Source organism: Lutibacter litoralis (assembly GCF_014646675.1).
Taxonomy (GTDB): domain Bacteria; phylum Bacteroidota; class Bacteroidia; order Flavobacteriales; family Flavobacteriaceae; genus Lutibacter; species Lutibacter litoralis.
Genome location: NZ_BMNS01000011.1, coordinates 1 through 16105 on the forward strand (window position 1 = coordinate 1; position 16105 = coordinate 16105).

Sequence of the window (16105 nt, forward strand, 5' to 3'; positions counted from 1 at the left end):
AATTAGTAATATTGTTGCTACAAACGTACAAACTGCTAACGGGGTAATTCACGTTATTGATAAAGTGGTATTACCAAATTTAAATTAATATTTTTTTAATATTTAATTACATAAAAAGCAGTCTAAGAGGTTTCAAAAACTAATTAGACTGCTTTTTTATACTGTTTAGAATAAAAATTATTTATTTACATGACTTCCTTTAATAGGTTTTGATTTGTTTGGTAGAACTAAATTTAAAATAACACCAACTACAGACGCTAAACCAATACCAGCTAAAGAGAAATTTCCATAGCCTAATTGAGCTCCTCCTACACCAACAGTTAAAATAATTGAAACTATCACTTGATTTCTTGTTATTGAAAAATCTGTTTTAGCATCAATTAATGTTTTTATTCCAATACTTGCAATCATACCAAAAAGTAAAAGCATAATTCCTCCTAAAACAGAAGCAGGAATTGTTTTTAAAATTGCACTCACTTTTCCTATAAGAGAAAATACGATTGCTGTTACTGCCGCAATTCTTAGTACTCTTGGATCTGTAATTTTTGTTAAAGCTACCGCTCCCGTAACTTCCGAGTAGGTTGTATTTGGTGGACCACCAAAAAAACCTGCAAATGCAGTTGCAACTCCATCTCCTAATAATGTTCTATGTAACCCTGGATCTTTTACAAACTTTTTATTTGCAACACCTCCAATAGCATACATATCTCCAATATGCTCAATAATTGGAGCAATTGCAACAGGAATCATATATAAAATTGCTCCCCAATTAAATTCAGGTGCTGTAAATTTAGGCAGCGCAAACCAAGCAGCGTCATTTACAGAAGAAAAATCGATTAAACCAGCAATAATTGAAATACTATAACCAACAATAATTCCAATAAAAATTGGTATTAGTTTTATCAATCCTTTTGTAAAAGTTACAATTAAAATTGCTGTTGCCAAAACAACAAGAGCAATTGGCCAGTTAGTTTTTGCCATATCAACACCTGCAGATGCTAAAGACAAACCTATTATCATAATTACAGGTCCAACTACTACCGCAGGAAATATTTTTTCAATAACTTTTAATCCCCATAATTTAATAATTGCAGAAACCACGGTATAAACAATACCAACTGCAATAATACCTCCTAAAGTACCAGGATAACCATATATTTTAGTAGCTGCGATTATAGGTGCAATAAAAGCAAAACTACTCCCTAAAAAAACAGGCACTTTACCTTTGGTAATTGTATGAAATATAAGGGTTCCAACACCTGCTGTAAATAAAGCAACTGAAGGATCAATGTCGATTAAAAGTGGAACTAATACAGTTGCTCCAAAAGCAACAAATAAAAATTGGATTCCAATAACAACTCTTTTTATTGGATTAGAAGTGTCAGTTAAAGTTTGATTTTGTTTCATTTTTTTATTATTTATTGAATTTACACATTTAGATTTCTAAAATTTCAATGCCTATCCAAATAATTATTTTTATAGCCATTGGTTTATTAAATAATTTTTTTTAACAACTAAATTTTAAATAGTTTAATATCTCACAATGAGATTTAATTAAGTTCTAAAAAAAAATCAAGCTAATTTAGTTATAAAAACAACAGAATATTTATACCCATTTAAAATGTTATAACAGTATATTGTTAATAAAGTTCAATCTAAAATATGCCTTAGTTAGCGTTTTTAGGATTTTTTTAAACACTTTAAAAGACATAAATAATCAATTTTTACTATTTTAAGGTAGAAATTGCACTTTTCTCCAAGTTATTACAACAAAAATAACAACTAAAAAAGACCTGTTTTTTTTTAGTCCCGAAAACGTTTTAAATGGCACTTTTTTACTCCTATTTTATTCGTAAAAAGAAATTTATATAATCCATTTTCACAAAAATATTCCTAAAATAATTTTTATGAATAATACAATATTCTGAGTTATTTTATCTATTTTTTTACATAAAAACCCTATTTTAAATATATTTTTAAAAAATATTCAATAAATACGTTGATTTAAATTTTATATAAAAATTTTTTCTTTCTAAAAAAATGACATTTATAAGCTTTTTTTTTCTTTCTGTTCGTTAACTTTGTTACAAACGAAAATTGAAAAAAAATATAAATTTTATATACCAAAATATGAAAGTTACTGATAAAATTGCCTTCTTAAAATCTCAAAGAGAAAAAGTTGCTTTGATGGGTGGAGAAGCTAGAGTTGAAAAGCAACATGCAAAAGGAAAATTAACCGCAAGAGAAAGAATAGACCTTTTGTTTGATGAAGATAGCTTTTATGAAATTGATTCTTTAGTAAAACATAGATCTACCAATTTCGGAATGGAAAATGTTCAGATTCAATCTGATGGTGTAATTATTGGCCACGGATTAGTGAATGGTCGAACCGTATTTGCATTTTCACAAGATTTCACTTCAAGTGGAGGTGCATTAGGTGAAATGCACGCTACTAAAATCTGTAAAATTATGGATTTAGCTATGAAAGCTGGAGCGCCTGTTGTTGGCTTAAATGATTCTGGTGGAGCGAGAGTTGAAGAAGGTGTTGATGCTTTAAAAGGATATGGAGATGTTTTCTTCAGAAACTCAAGAGCTTCAGGTGTTATTCCTCAAATTTCTGCAATTATGGGCCCTTGTGCTGGTGGTGCAGTTTACTCACCTGCTATGACTGACTTCATATTTATGGTTAAAAAAACAAGTAATATGTTTATTACTAGTCCATATGTAATTAAAACGGTTACTGGTGAAGAAACTACATTTGAAGAATTAGGGGGTGCAATGGTCCACAATTCAAAAAGTGGAAACTCGCACTTTGCTTGTGAAGATGACGCAGATTGTTTAGAACAAATTAGAGAGTTATTAGATTATCTTCCTAATAATAATATGGAGTTAACTCCAATATTAGAAATGGGTGATGATCCAAAAAGAAGTTGTGATATGCTGGACACTATTATTCCAGACGATTCTAAAATGGCTTACGATATGAAAGAAATTATCGAAGAGGTATTAGATGGTAATAACTTTTATGAAGTACATGAGCATTTTGCTGAAAACAGTATTGTAGGTTTTGGTAGACTAAACAATCGTTCTGTTGGTATTATTGCAAATCAACCAAATTTTTTAGCAGGATGTTTAGATATAGATGCTTCAGATAAAATAAGTAGATTCATTCGTACGTGTGATGCTTTTAATATCCCAATTGTAACTTTTGTAGATGTACCAGGTTATTTACCAGGTGTTCAACAAGAATGGAATGGAATTATAAGACACGGTGCTAAATTATTATGGAGTTATTCAGAAGCTACTGTTCCTAAATTTACGGTTGTTGTAAGAAAAGATTATGGAGGAGCTTATGTTGCAATGAGTTCAAAACATTTAGGTGCAGATATGGTTTTTGCTTGGCCAACTGCTGAAATTGCTGTAATGGGAGCAAAAGGAGCTGTTGAAGTAATTTCAAACTATAAAAAAGAAATTGCCGCAGCAGAAGATAAAGCTGCTAAAACTCAAGAAAAAATTGATGAGTATGAGAAAGCTTTTAACGTTCCTTATTTAGCAGCAGAAAGAGGCTATATAGATGAGGTAATATTACCAAGCGAGACAAGAGAAAGATTAATTATGGCTTTAGAAGCTTTAAGCTCTAAGGTAGAATTAGTACCAGCAAAAAAACACGGAAACATCCCTCAATAAATTATAAGATTATGACATTACATGAAAAAAAGAAAAGAGCAGCGGTAATAGCAGCAACAATTTATGTTAAAATGCAAGAAAATAATGAACCAATAGTAGCGCGTTATGGTTGGGGAAAAATGGGATTGGTAAGAAGAATGAACGACAGAGAATTACTATTTAGCAAAGGAAGAACGATAGGAGCTAGAATCAATTAATTTAAAACTACGAAACAATGATATACGATAAACACGGGTCATTAATAATGACAAAAATGGATTATAATGCCGATAGACCAAAGGCTGAAAACCCAATAAAAATACAAGATTTAAGTTTTCGTGACGGTCACCAATCGTTATTTGCAACAAGAGGAAGAACTGAAGATATGATACCTTTTGCTGAACAAATGGATGAAGTTGGTTTTCACGCAATGGAAACTTGGGGAGGAGCTACTTTTGACACCATGCACAGATACCTTGGTGAAGATCCTTGGGAGCGCTTAAGAACACTTAAAAAATATATGCCTAAAACACCATTTTTTATGTTGTTAAGAGGTCAAAATGTTGTTGGTTATAGAAATTATGCTGATGACGTTGTTGAAAATTTTGTACAACGCGCCTGCGATAATGGAATGGATATTTTCAGATGTTTTGATGCATTAAATGATTATAGAAATTTTGAAACTGCAGCAAAAGTTGTAAAACGTAATGGAAAACATTTTCAAGGAACAATTTGTTATACATTAACTGAACCAAGATTAGGCGGAGAAATTTATAATATTGACTATTACTTAAATAAAGCAAAAGAATTAGTTGAATTTGGAGTAGATTCTATCTGTATTAAAGATATGGCTGGCTTAATTGCGCCGTATGATATTTATAACTTAATAGTAGAACTTAAAAAAATTACAGACATTCCATTAAACTTGCATACACACTTTACTTCTGGTATGGGTGATTTAGCAATTTTTAAAGCTATTGAAGCTGGAGTTGATATTGTTGATACTTGTATGTCTCCTTATGCTTATAGAACGTCACATGCTGCAATTGAACCTTTAGTAATTTCATTATTAGGTACAAACAGAGATACTGGTTTAGATATTAAAAAATTATCAGCAATTAGTGCTCAAATGGAGGCTGTAATTCCAAAATACAAACACTTAGCAAACAACCCTAAGTATTCAATTATTGATACAGATGTAATTTTACATCAAACACCAGGAGGAATGCTTTCTAATTTAGTGAATCAATTAAAAGCAATGGATTCTTTAGATAAATTAGATGAGGTGTTTAGAATGTTGCCTAAAGTAAGGAAAGATTTAGGACAAATTCCGTTAGTTACTCCTACTAGCCAGATTGTTGGTGTACAAACGGTAAACAATGTATTATTTGATTCTTATGAAGGTGAATACTCACGTATTACTCAAGAAGTTAAAGATTTATGTTATGGACTGTATGGTAAAACTACTATGCCAATTAACCCAGAATTAAGAAAGAAAGCGTTGAAAGATTACCCTAGAGGTGAACAACATATTGAAGTAAGACCAGGAAGTGTTTTAGAACCTGAGATGGAAGGTGTTAAAAAAACTTTTGCAGATTTAGCAAAAGATATTGATGATGAAGTATTATTAGCATTATACCCTGTAACTGGTAAAAAATTCTTAAAAATCAAATATGGTTTAGAAGAAATGCCAGCAGATATGAAGGCTAAAACCATGGAAGAAGTTAAAAAGGAAGAAGAGTTAATTACCAAGGCGTTAGCTGGAGAGTTAAAAGCTGGTAAAGCTTCTAATGGTGAAATGCAAGATATGGAAGTATTTGTAGATGGAGAATCGTTTACGGTATCAATTCCAAATACAAAAGCTACTACCAGATCAGTTTGGAAAAAGAAAGAAGCTAAAGCAGCTGTTGTTACTGAAGGTGCAATTACTGCTCCAATACCTGGTATGATTGTAGAATTTAAGAAAAAGAATGGAGATAAAGTAAAAGCTGGTGAAATTGTAGTTGTTTTAGAAGCAATGAAAATGATGAACAATTTTGAAGCAAACAAAGACGGTGTTATTTCAGGGATAAAATTCGATTCTGGAGATAATGTAACTAAAGGAGATATTTTATTTTCTATAGATTAACTTCTTAATAAAGAAATGCAAAAAAATAGCCTAAGAAATTCTTAGGCTATTTTTTTTTATAAAATTGATAAATTACTAAAATTTAAACTTTACACTTGTAATAAAATTTCGCCCAATATTATGTATTCCATCTGATTTTAAACGTGATAAATGGGAAATATAAGATGTGTTAAAAACATTATTCATGTTTAAGTTAACATCTAAATCAACAGTTTTTAATTTAACAGTACCTCCTACTCCAATATTTACCAAATTATAACCGTTACTTTTAGTTTCAAATTCACTTAAATTAGTTTGCTCAAAGGTATTTTCAAGTGAAATAGCAGCAAAACCGTTTTGCACCATTTTAGTAGTATTAAATTCTACTCTTATGGTATTTGTTAGTTTATTAGCAGGAATTAGTGGTAAATAATCTCCATTATTTTGTTTCCCAATAACCATTTCAAAATTACTATTTAAATGTAACCAGTCTAAAGGATGCGGATGCAAGTGTAGCCCAAATTCACCTCCATATAATTTTGCATTGTCCTGAGTATAACTATAAACATCAAAACCATCTTCTAGTTCACCAGTTGGAGTAATAAAAATATAATCGTTTATGTGATTGTAGAACCCATTTACAACAAATTCAAAATGATCTGTTTTGTATTCAAAAGAAATATCTGATTGAAAATTTTGCTCTTGTTTTAAAGCGCTATTTCCAACTTCAAATCTATTTGAACCATGGTGCACACCATTTGAAGTTAATTCTGCTAAATTAGGAGCTTTAAATCCTGATGCAAAATTAAACCTACTAATAACTTTATCAAACAACATTGTTTTATAACCCAATGAAGCCGAAATATTATCAAATGATTTATCTATAGCTTCAAAAACATGAATTTCATTTTCGTGCTGAATTTCGTGAAGTTCTGTTGAAATACTTCTAGTATCAAATCGAATTCCTCCTTGAATACTATTTAAATCTATTTGATACATTGCTGTTACAAAAACACCCAAATCATTAATAGTTGCATTTGGTATTAAAATTTCTTCACCAAAATTCTTGTTTTTTTGATGTATTCCCTGCGTACCAATAACAGTTTCAATATTTTTTAATTTTGGTAAATGCCATTTAACATCGTAACTATATGTATCTAATTTTAACTGCAAAGCAGCCTCCATTTGCTCATATTCGTGCAGTTCTTCTTCTGAATGATTCCCTTCTTCCTCTCCTGAATGCTCATCATGATGTTCCTCAAATTCATTTCGTTTATTTTCAGTATAACCAAAAACTGTTGCAATTTTAGAATTATTTAAAAAAAACGTATTGTTTAAACTCAACATTTTAGTTGTTAAATCTTGATGTGGAAGCATTTTTGTTTTTGAAGTAGATTGTTCCCCAATTTCTTCAGGAATACCTATAATACTTTTAGTAAATAAAAAACGAACGATACTTGAAATTTGTTCACTATTGTACCCAATTGCTGTACTAAAACTGGTTTCGTTAAATCGTGTATTTGTTACACGTTCATTAATTGGAGTTTTATAATCGCTATGTGTATTATGCGATCCGTTTGCTAAAAATTTCCATTTATTATAAGATTGTTTTGCACTAAACGACGTATTACTTCCCTCAGTATTAGAATAAAAAGTTTGTGAACCCGAAAAATTAAAACTGTTTAGTGGGGCAAATTTCACTGGATTAAAATATAAAACGCCACCTAATGCATCTGATCCATACAACAAAGATGCCGGACCTTTTATAACTTCCAAGCTTTCGATACTAGAAGCATCAACTCCCAACCCATGCTCATCTCCAAATTGCTGATTTTCTAGTCGTAAACCCTGACTGTAAACCAACACTCTATTACCTCGTAAACCTCTAATTACAGGTTTTCCAATACCTGTTCCTGTAGATATTGTTGAAACCCCTGGCAAGGTGCTAATTGCTTCACTTAAAGTTACTACTCCCTTATTTTTCAATTGTGTAATGGTTGCTTTTTCAACTTTCATTACATTTTCACTTTGTAATTTATTAAATGGAGTTGAAATAATTACCTCATCCATTTTAAACACACTTTCCTCTAAAACAATAGTTAAACTTGTCTTTTCTTGTTCAAGTTCAATTGTTTTTATTTGAGTTTTATATCCCATAAAAACAATTGTTAATTTTATGGAATTATTAGGTAAATTATTCAATTCAAAGTAACCACTTTCATCTGTTGATGTTCCCTTTTGAAGCTCTTCTACAAAAACCTCAACACCAAAAAGAGGTTCTTTCTCACTATTGGTTATAGTACCAGAAATTGTTTGCTGCGCCTGTGCAACAAAAGATAACCCTATACAAAGGATTGTTAAAAATTTTTTCATTTTAAATATTTTTATTGATATGTAATTATATACCAGTTAATTAAAACTAAATAACTGACTAAGCCAACTGTTAAACCAATAAAAAAGGTGGTGCTCTGGAAGATTTAAAATACAGCTCAACCGCCTTGAGCTTTTGTATTTCTGAATAATTATTTTCAAAATCAAAATCATTTTCTTTTAAAATGATCTTAGATTCAAAAGTAATTGTGTTTGTATTTATTTTAAAATGAAAAACCGAACAATCAATTTCATGCGAATCAAAATGAATTTCATTTTGGGCGTTACAAACTGAATGTTCGTGCTTTTCAAATGCATGAGCAAACTGCACTGCAAATGGAAGCAGTACAACTAATACTAATATATTAGAAATTATATGTTTTAAAGTTCTTTTAATTGCTTCTTATTTTCGGCAAAAATAGTAAAGAAATTAATCTTTAACGCCTAATTTACCTAAAATAATTTCCAGTAAACACCATTTTGTAAAACCGCGTTGAAATAAGTTTGCACCCACAAATGCAGTAAACCACAGCCAATTTATATTTACTTTTATCGCTAACAATAGGCTAATTAGTATAAAAGCGCCTGGAATAATATTCATTAATCTTGATTTCATTTTATTTTATTTTTAGTTAATATATTTTTCAATATCCAATACAATTGCTTTTATTGGATTAGATTTCGATTTTTCTGCATTAAACTCCTCGACACCCTTAAATATAGCATCAATTTTATCTTCAGTAGTAAAAGAGAAATACAATTTAGAATCGTGGGAATCTCTTTGAGCAGAAAACCAATTATCTTGAATTGTTTTTGAAACATAGAATTTTTGCCCCTGAATATCTGAGGTGCTATATACTAGTATTTCCGCTTTTTTAAAAAGTTTACAAACCTCTTTTTCAAATTCAGATACGCTTGTTATTAATAGTAGTTTCATTCTGTTTGATGTTTTTGGTGAATAATACAATGTCTTTCATTTTGCCCTTCCTTATATAACTGCCAGTAAAGGCAAACTTTTATCTAGAAAGACTGTTTTTACATTTTAACTTTCTACTTTTTATCTTCGTGTTTATGCTTTTCAGTCATATAATACACTAATGGAACTACCAATAATGTAAGTACAGTTGCTGTAATTGTACCTCCCATTAAGGAGATTGCCAATCCTTGAAAAATTGGATCAAATAATATTACAAATGCTCCAATTACTACCGTTCCTGCGGTTAACAAAATTGGTGTTGTTCTAACTGCTCCAGCTTCAATTACAGCTTGTTTTAATGGTACCCCATCTTCTAAACGTAATTCAATAAAATCGATTAGTAATACCGAGTTTCGCACCATAATTCCAGCTAAAGCAATCATACCTATCATAGAAGTTGCTGTAAAAAACGCATCCATAAACCAATGTCCAAGTATAATACCAACCATAGAAAGCGGAATTGACACTAACATTACCAATGGTGCTTTAAAGTTTTGGAACCAACCAACAATTAGTAAATAAATTACAAATATTGCTATTGCAAAAGCGGCACCTAAATCTCTAAATACTTCAAAAGTAATTTGCCATTCACCATCCCATTTTACTGTGTAATTGTCTTCTTGTGCAGGTTGTTGGTTAAATTCTTCATTTAAAGTATAACCTTTAGGAACTTCAATTTCACCCAATCTATCGCTCATATTTAAGATTCCATAAACTGGACTTTCTAATTCTCCAGCCATATCCGCTAAAACATACACAACACGTTTTTGATTTTTACGATAAATTGCTTTATCTCTTATTTTTTCTTCAACTTTAATTAAATCTCCTATAGGGATTGCAATTCCCATTTGAGAAATAACTTTTACTTGTTTAATATCGTTTATTGAAGATTTTTCTTTTTCGTCTAAAGCCAACACCAAACCAACCTGCTCATTTGCAGATTCTTTATACAATGCTGAAATTGGTTGTTCTGAAAGTGCCATTTTTAAAGTTGCTACAATTTGTTGAGGAGCAACACCATTTAACATTGCCTTTTCTTTATCAATAACAAAATTATATTCAACTTGATCTGCTTCAATCATATCGTCAACATCAACAATATCACTTGTTGTTGTAACAATTTCTTTTAATTTTTTTGCTATTTTAATTTGCTCATTATAATCTGGCCCATAAACTTCTGCTACAATAGTTGATAAAACTGGTGGGCCTGGTGGAACTTCTACCAATTTTACATTGGCATTAAAACGTTTTCCAATTACCTGAATGTCAGCTCTTAGTTTTTTAGCAATATCGTGACTTTGCTCAGAGCGTTCAGATTTATCAATTAAATTTACCTGAATATCTGCCATATTTGAACCTCCACGTAAATCGTAATGACGCACCAAACCGTTAAAAGTTATTGGTGCAGAAGTCCCTACAAAACTTTGATAATTATCAACTTCAGGTCTTTGAGATAAATAGTTTGCAATTTCTCTTGTAACGGCCGAGGTATTTTCTAAAGTTGTACCTTCTGGCATATCTACAACTATTTGAAATTCATTTTTATTATCAAAAGGCAACATTTTTACCGCAACACCTTTGGTATAAAATAATACCATTGACCCTAATAACAATAATGTTGTAAATCCTAAAAACCCCCAACGTTTTCTTTTGTTTTCAAGTAACGGTTTTTCCAACTTATTATATAATCTAAATATAAATGTAGTTTCTAAACCTTTTTCTTCGTTATCTTCTTGTTTTTCCTTTTCTTTTAAAATATAGTATCCTAAATATGGTGTAATTGTTAAAGCTACAAACAATGAAATTATCATTGCAATTGAAGCTCCAATTGGCATCGGACTCATGTAAGGTCCCATTAAGCCAGATACAAATGCCATTGGTAACACCGAAGCAATTACTGTAAATGTTGCTAATATTGTTGGATTCCCAACTTCGTTAATTGCATATAAAGCAGCTTGTTTAAAAGGTAAGCGTTTCATTTTAAAATGCCTATGCATATTTTCAGCAATAATAATGGAGTCATCCACCACAATACCTGTAACAAAAACCAAAGCAAATAATGTTATTCTGTTTAACGTATAATCTAGCATATAATAGCTAAACAAGGTCATAGCAAACGTAATAGGAACAGAAAGAAAAACTACCAATCCACCACGCCATCCCATTGCCAACATAACAACAATTGTTACCGCTAAAATAGAACCAATTAAGTGCATTAATAACTCAGAAACTTTATGAGATGCAGTTTCTCCATAGTTTCGTGTAACTGTCATATGCACATCATCTGGTAATAAATTTTGTTTTAGATGCTCAACTTTTCCTAAGATTTTTTCTGAAATTTTCATAGCATCAGCTCCTTTTCTTTTTCCAATAGAAATGGTAACAGCAGGATATTCTGAGGTGTAGGTTTCTGATAATTCATTTGCTTTCCCATACCCAAAAGAAACATACTCTTTTGGAATTTCTGGTCCATCTGTAATAGTTGCAATTTGTTTTAAATAAACAGGCATATTTTGCTGAATACCAACAACTAAATTTTCAACATCTTCAACAGTTGATAAAAAATTCCCTGTATTTACAAGGTATTCTGTATTATTTCTATCAAAACTACCAGATGTTAATTGTTGATTATTCGCTTGAATTTTCTGTGTAATACTCAACATATCCAAGCCACTTTCTGCCATTTTATCTTTGTCTAAAACAACACGAACTTGTCGATTTCTTCCTCCAATTTTTTTAGTGATAGCAACATCATTAATCTTTTCAATCTCGCTAGTTAACTCATTGGCAACCTGTTTTAGTTGATAATCATCATAATTTTCACTCCATAATGTTAAAGCTAACATTGGAACATCATCAATAGCTCTTGTTTTAACTAATGGAATAGAAACACCTTGTGGCATTTGATCCATATGCTTCATAATTTCATTATAAAGCTTTACAAACGAACGCTCTATATCTTCACCTACATAAAATTGTACAATTAACATTGCTTGTTCGTTCATAGAGGTTGAGTACACATACTCAATTCCTTTAATGTTCGAAACAATTTTTTCTAAAGGTTTAATTACTCTAGATTCTACCTCTTTAGGACTTGCCCCAGGGTAACTTACAAATATATCTGCAATTGGTACATCAATTTGAGGTTCTTCTTCTCTCGGAATCAAAAATGAACTATAAACCCCAATAACCATAAACATGATCATTAGCAGAATGGTCAATTTTGAATTCATAAATACTTTGGCAATACTACCAGCTAATCCGTCTTTCATAATTATTGAACGTTAAGTTTAGAACCATTAACTATCTTACTTTCAGACGACAACACAAATTTATCATCAACAGATAAACCCGATAAAACTTCGGTTTTATTTCCAAATTCTTTTCCTAAACGCAACCAACGTAATAATGCAGTATTAGACTGGCTAACAACATAAACCCCTCTTAGCTCCCCACGTTCTATAATAGCAGAAGTTGGTATTAATATTGGTAAATTTTCTTCTGAAGTTTCTTCAGTTGGAAATTGTACAGAAACAAACATTCCAGATAATAAATTAGCATCGGTTTCTTCTAAAACTACTTTTACCAAATATTGTCCACCTGTATTTTTTGTTGAAGTACTTACTTCAGTAACATTTCCTTTTAAAATTTTATTTGTAGATTTTATTAAAACATTAACAGAAGTTTCATTTTTTATTGAAGTAATTTCAGACTCTGGAACCATAGAAATTACTTGAAATTTATCAGGGTTTTCAATACTAATTAAAGGCATTCCTGGGTTTGCCATATCTCCAGCATTTATATATTTACCTGTAATAACACCACTAAAAGGTGCCATAATATTTGAGTACAACAATTGTGCATTTACTTTATTTTTCATTTGGTTTGCAGCTTCTAAACGCGCCTTCGCCATTTCGTAATGTGCAGTCATATCATCCATTTCTTTTTGTGAAGCACTATTGCTTTCAAACAATGCTTTAAAACGATTGTAATCTTTCTCTGCATTTTTAAAAGCTGCAGTTGCTTCAGCAATTGAAGCTTCAACTTGTGCTTTTTGCGCAGAAATATCTGCACTGTTAACACTTAATAAAAGTTGTCCTTTAGAAACTATATCTCCAACATTTACATGTACTTTATTTACATACCCCATATTACGCGTACTTAAATTTGCGTTTTGAGCTGCCTCAACTTTTCCACTAGCTGTAATAAAAGCTTCAAATTTAGTAGAAGGTGTACCCACTTTAACAGTTACTGCGGTTCTATTGTCTGTTACTTTTGCTTTATCTTTTCCACAGCTTGTCACTATTGTTAAGACAACTAATGCTATTATTTTAAATATATTTTTCATCATAGTTTTATTTTATATATGGTATTTATTTTTTTAGTTAGGTTTAGTTAGTTAGAAAATTTACATATGCTTTTGTAAAATTATAATTGAAAACTGTTTGTAAATATTCCAGTTGTTTTTGTAAATATTTTGTTTCAGAAATTAACAAATCTGACGTTTTTTCTAAACCTTGTTTGTACCTATTAGTTCTAATTCTTAGAGCTTCTTTAGATTGCTCTAGAGCTAAAGTTGTAAGATTCATACTGTTTTCAGCATCTTTTAATTGACGTTTTGCTTTATTAAATTCTAACTGGCTTTTATTTTTATATTGGTCTAAAGTAATTTCAGCTTTATCTAGTTCTGCTTTACTCTTTTGCGTTTTACCAATACGTTTATAACCTTCAAAAACATTCCAAGACAATTGTGCTCCTACTAAATATCCATTTGCATTTCCATTAAAAATTTTATTATCGTACAATTCATAACTTCCAAAAGCATTTAAACTTGGTAAATACGACATTTTATTGGCTTTATACATGTTTGTATATGCTTCTGTACTTTTCTCCATAGCTTCAATATCAGCTCTGTTTTCTGAAAGTTGCTGATTGTAAATAGCCAAGTTTAATTCAGCAATTAAATCTGTTGTTGGTTTTAGCGTTGCTTCATTTTCTTCTCCTACTAAAAATAACAGATAATCTGATGCATTTTTAATATTGCTTTTTGCAGTTAACAACTGATTCTCAACCTCTGTAACATGCACATCAACTGAAAGAATATCAGCTTTTTGCAAATAGCCTTGTTTAAAACTATTTTGTGCTATTTTCTTATTTTCTAACGCAGCCTCTTTTGCTTTTTCTATCACTTCAACAGCTTTGTATGCAATTTGTAATTGCATATACCCTTTTGTAACTTCTAACTTTATAGCATCAATAGTTCTAGTTGTTTGCAATTCAAAAGCATTCATTTTAGCTTTTGCTGCTTTACGCATAAAAATACCATCTGCGTTAAAAATTGGTTGTTGTACTTCAATTTTAGTTGTGAAGTTTTGAATATCATCCGGATTATTTAAAAGCGTAGGATTAAAATCTGCTTGCGTTAAAATTTCCTGATTTAATTTTGAACCAAATGCCATTAAAGGATTATTGGTTGAAATGCCTGAATGTGAAATTGAAATATTAGGTAATAAAATTGAATTTGTTTGGTTATAATCTGCTTTAGCCACTTTATAATCTTGTTCAGATATTTTAATTGTGTGGTTATTGCTCTCAACTTTTTCTAACATTTCATTCAAAGAAATTGAAATTTCTTGTTGTGCATTACTTATTAAAATGTTAAAAAGTAATAATGAAATGAATAAAATAAATGTACCTCGCATATTATTTGCTTTTTTAGTTTGATGCAAAGGTAATTGAGGTCAGTTCGGTAAGTGGTGATAAACATTACAGACTTTTGTAACATTTATCACTTATTTTTTAAAATAGTAACAAGACCTCCTTGAAACTTATTTCACTATTATAATTACTTAAAAAAATTGAACTATGTTTTTTTTAAACGAGGAAGTTTTATTGTTACTTCATTACCAGATATTAATGTAGCTAATAATTTTGTTTGAGGAAATTGTTGAAAAATAATTTTTAGAAAAACGGTTATTGGTATAGACATAATTAATCCTGGAACTCCCCAAATATACCCCCAAAGCATGAGCATTACTAAAATAGTAATAATATTTATAGAAAAGGAACGGCCCATAAAAATTGGTTCTAAAATTCCTCCAAAAATCACCTGAATTAAAGTAATAGTAAGAATAAAAAACAATAAAACACTGGTTGGATCTAATTCTACAAAGGCAAAAAGAGATAATAATATCACTGAAACAACCGAGCCTATCATTTGAATAAAATTTATAAGGAACGCAAATAATCCCCAAAAAATTGGAAAACTTACATCAAAAAAGTAACAAGCTAATCCAAAACCTAAACCTGTTAAAGCACTTACTAAAAACTTAACTTTTACAAACTTTATTAAGTCTTTCTCTATTTTCATAAAAGTTTTTACGGATGCAAATTTTTGCTTTAAAATAGTATTATTTAAAAATTTTTGAAAATTAATAGATTCTGCCAACCATAATATTACAAAAAAGGCAGTCATTAAGGTCATAGAAACTGTATTTCCAATAAAATCGAATGTAGAACCAAAGTTTTCTGAAATGGTATCACTATTGACAAAATGACTTAAAACATTACCTTCTTCAAAAAAGTTAATTCCTAAAAAATCCTCAAAAGAAGCTGCTAAAAGATTAATTTTTGCTATTGCTTTTTCAAAAAACAAACTATCTGTGGCTAAAATTTCTCTACTTGTAATTTTTATTAGCTCTCCTCCTATTTTAAAGATTCCAACAAATATTAATAAAACTATAAAAATACTTATAAAATTGTGGATTTTTCGTTTTGCAAGCCAACGCATTAAAGGTAAAAACAACAATGCAATAAACATTGAAAAAATTAATGGTATAAAAATGAAAGACATTGTTTTTAAAATGTAAAATACTACTGGAACTACCAATATAAGCAGTAATATGTTTGTTGTTTTTAGATCTTTCATGATAAATACAAAAGTAGTTACAAAAACCGCTACATTAAACGTGGGTTTTGTTAAAAAT

Annotated in this window: 13 protein-coding genes; 4 read left to right on the forward strand and 9 right to left on the reverse strand. The window is 30.2% G+C overall.

Annotated features, from left to right (window positions below; genetic code table 11):
* Window positions 1-10 precede the first annotated feature (10 nt).
* Window positions 11-88: a fasciclin domain-containing protein gene (locus tag IEW75_RS16020; RefSeq protein WP_240035467.1), complete on the forward strand. Its 78-nt coding sequence runs from the start codon at window positions 11-13 to the stop codon at window positions 86-88.
* Between the two features lie 89 nt (window positions 89-177).
* Here the strand turns inward: IEW75_RS16020 and IEW75_RS14845 are convergent, their stop codons facing one another.
* Complete coding sequence (locus IEW75_RS14845) at window positions 178-1407, reverse strand: uracil-xanthine permease family protein (RefSeq protein ID WP_134246329.1); 1230 nt, start codon at window positions 1405-1407, stop codon at window positions 178-180.
* 723 nt (window positions 1408-2130) lie between these two features.
* Here IEW75_RS14845 and IEW75_RS14850 point away from each other — a divergent pair.
* The 3 genes from IEW75_RS14850 to IEW75_RS14860 are packed head-to-tail and all read left to right on the forward strand — an operon-like array spanning window position 2131 to window position 5794.
* Window positions 2131-3687 (forward strand): acyl-CoA carboxylase subunit beta, encoded by a 1557-nt coding sequence (locus tag IEW75_RS14850; RefSeq protein WP_134246328.1) that lies wholly within the window; start codon window positions 2131-2133, stop codon window positions 3685-3687.
* A gap of 11 nt (window positions 3688-3698) precedes the next feature.
* Complete coding sequence (locus tag IEW75_RS14855; RefSeq protein ID WP_134246327.1) at window positions 3699-3884, forward strand: hypothetical protein; 186 nt, start codon at window positions 3699-3701, stop codon at window positions 3882-3884.
* Window positions 3885-3901: 17 nt separating this feature from the next.
* Window positions 3902-5794: a pyruvate carboxylase subunit B gene (locus IEW75_RS14860; RefSeq protein WP_134246326.1), complete on the forward strand. Its 1893-nt coding sequence runs from the start codon at window positions 3902-3904 to the stop codon at window positions 5792-5794.
* A 75-nt stretch (window positions 5795-5869) separates the two neighbouring features.
* On the opposite strand, the gene IEW75_RS14865 is transcribed toward IEW75_RS14860, so the two are convergent.
* The 8 genes from IEW75_RS14865 to IEW75_RS14900 all read right to left on the reverse strand — a co-directional run bounded on the left by IEW75_RS14865 (window position 5870) and on the right by IEW75_RS14900 (window position 15972).
* Window positions 5870-8146, reverse strand: a complete 2277-nt coding sequence (locus tag IEW75_RS14865) for a TonB-dependent receptor (RefSeq protein ID WP_134246325.1) — start codon at window positions 8144-8146, stop codon at window positions 5870-5872.
* Window positions 8147-8216: 70 nt separating this feature from the next.
* The gene (locus IEW75_RS14870; protein ID WP_188704096.1) at window positions 8217-8474 is read right to left on the reverse strand and encodes a hypothetical protein; all 258 of its coding nucleotides are present in this window, start codon (window positions 8472-8474) and stop codon (window positions 8217-8219) included.
* A 99-nt stretch (window positions 8475-8573) separates the two neighbouring features.
* The gene (locus IEW75_RS14875) at window positions 8574-8759 is read right to left on the reverse strand and encodes a YgaP family membrane protein (RefSeq protein ID WP_134246324.1); all 186 of its coding nucleotides are present in this window, start codon (window positions 8757-8759) and stop codon (window positions 8574-8576) included.
* 12 nt (window positions 8760-8771) lie between these two features.
* On the reverse strand, window positions 8772-9080 hold the full coding sequence (locus IEW75_RS14880; protein ID WP_134246323.1) for a hypothetical protein: 309 nt from the start codon (window positions 9078-9080) through the stop codon (window positions 8772-8774).
* Between the two features lie 113 nt (window positions 9081-9193).
* Window positions 9194-12391 (reverse strand): efflux RND transporter permease subunit, encoded by a 3198-nt coding sequence (locus tag IEW75_RS14885; protein WP_134246322.1) that lies wholly within the window; start codon window positions 12389-12391, stop codon window positions 9194-9196.
* A 2-nt stretch (window positions 12392-12393) separates the two neighbouring features.
* Entirely contained in the window at window positions 12394-13470 is a 1077-nt protein-coding gene (locus tag IEW75_RS14890) for an efflux RND transporter periplasmic adaptor subunit (RefSeq protein WP_308423353.1), read from the reverse strand.
* 40 nt (window positions 13471-13510) lie between these two features.
* The gene (locus IEW75_RS14895) at window positions 13511-14821 is read right to left on the reverse strand and encodes a TolC family protein (RefSeq protein ID WP_134246321.1); all 1311 of its coding nucleotides are present in this window, start codon (window positions 14819-14821) and stop codon (window positions 13511-13513) included.
* A gap of 161 nt (window positions 14822-14982) precedes the next feature.
* On the reverse strand, window positions 14983-15972 hold the full coding sequence (locus IEW75_RS14900) for an AI-2E family transporter (RefSeq protein WP_229714473.1): 990 nt from the start codon (window positions 15970-15972) through the stop codon (window positions 14983-14985).
* Between the last annotated feature and the right edge of the window lie 133 nt (window positions 15973-16105).

Bases quoted from the DNA above. Each gene is read 5' to 3' on its own strand.
- IEW75_RS14895 (WP_134246321.1), bottom strand. From the start codon at position 14,821: ATGCGAGGTACATTTATTTTATTCATTTCATTATTACTTTTTAACATT.
- IEW75_RS14880 (WP_134246323.1), bottom strand. From the start codon at position 9,080: ATGAAACTACTATTAATAACAAGCGTATCTGAATTTGAAAAAGAGGTT.
- IEW75_RS14875 (WP_134246324.1), bottom strand. From the start codon at position 8,759: ATGAAATCAAGATTAATGAATATTATTCCAGGCGCTTTTATACTAATT.
- IEW75_RS14885 (WP_134246322.1), bottom strand. From the start codon at position 12,391: ATGAAAGACGGATTAGCTGGTAGTATTGCCAAAGTATTTATGAATTCA.
- IEW75_RS14865 (WP_134246325.1), bottom strand. From the start codon at position 8,146: ATGAAAAAATTTTTAACAATCCTTTGTATAGGGTTATCTTTTGTTGCA.
- IEW75_RS14890 (WP_308423353.1), bottom strand. From the start codon at position 13,470: ATGATGAAAAATATATTTAAAATAATAGCATTAGTTGTCTTAACAATA.
- IEW75_RS14850 (WP_134246328.1), top strand. From the start codon at position 2,131: ATGAAAGTTACTGATAAAATTGCCTTCTTAAAATCTCAAAGAGAAAAA.
- IEW75_RS14860 (WP_134246326.1), top strand. From the start codon at position 3,902: ATGATATACGATAAACACGGGTCATTAATAATGACAAAAATGGATTAT.
- IEW75_RS14900 (WP_229714473.1), bottom strand. From the start codon at position 15,972: ATGTCTTTCATTTTTATACCATTAATTTTTTCAATGTTTATTGCATTG.
- IEW75_RS14845 (WP_134246329.1), bottom strand. From the start codon at position 1,407: ATGAAACAAAATCAAACTTTAACTGACACTTCTAATCCAATAAAAAGA.
- IEW75_RS14855 (WP_134246327.1), top strand. From the start codon at position 3,699: ATGACATTACATGAAAAAAAGAAAAGAGCAGCGGTAATAGCAGCAACA.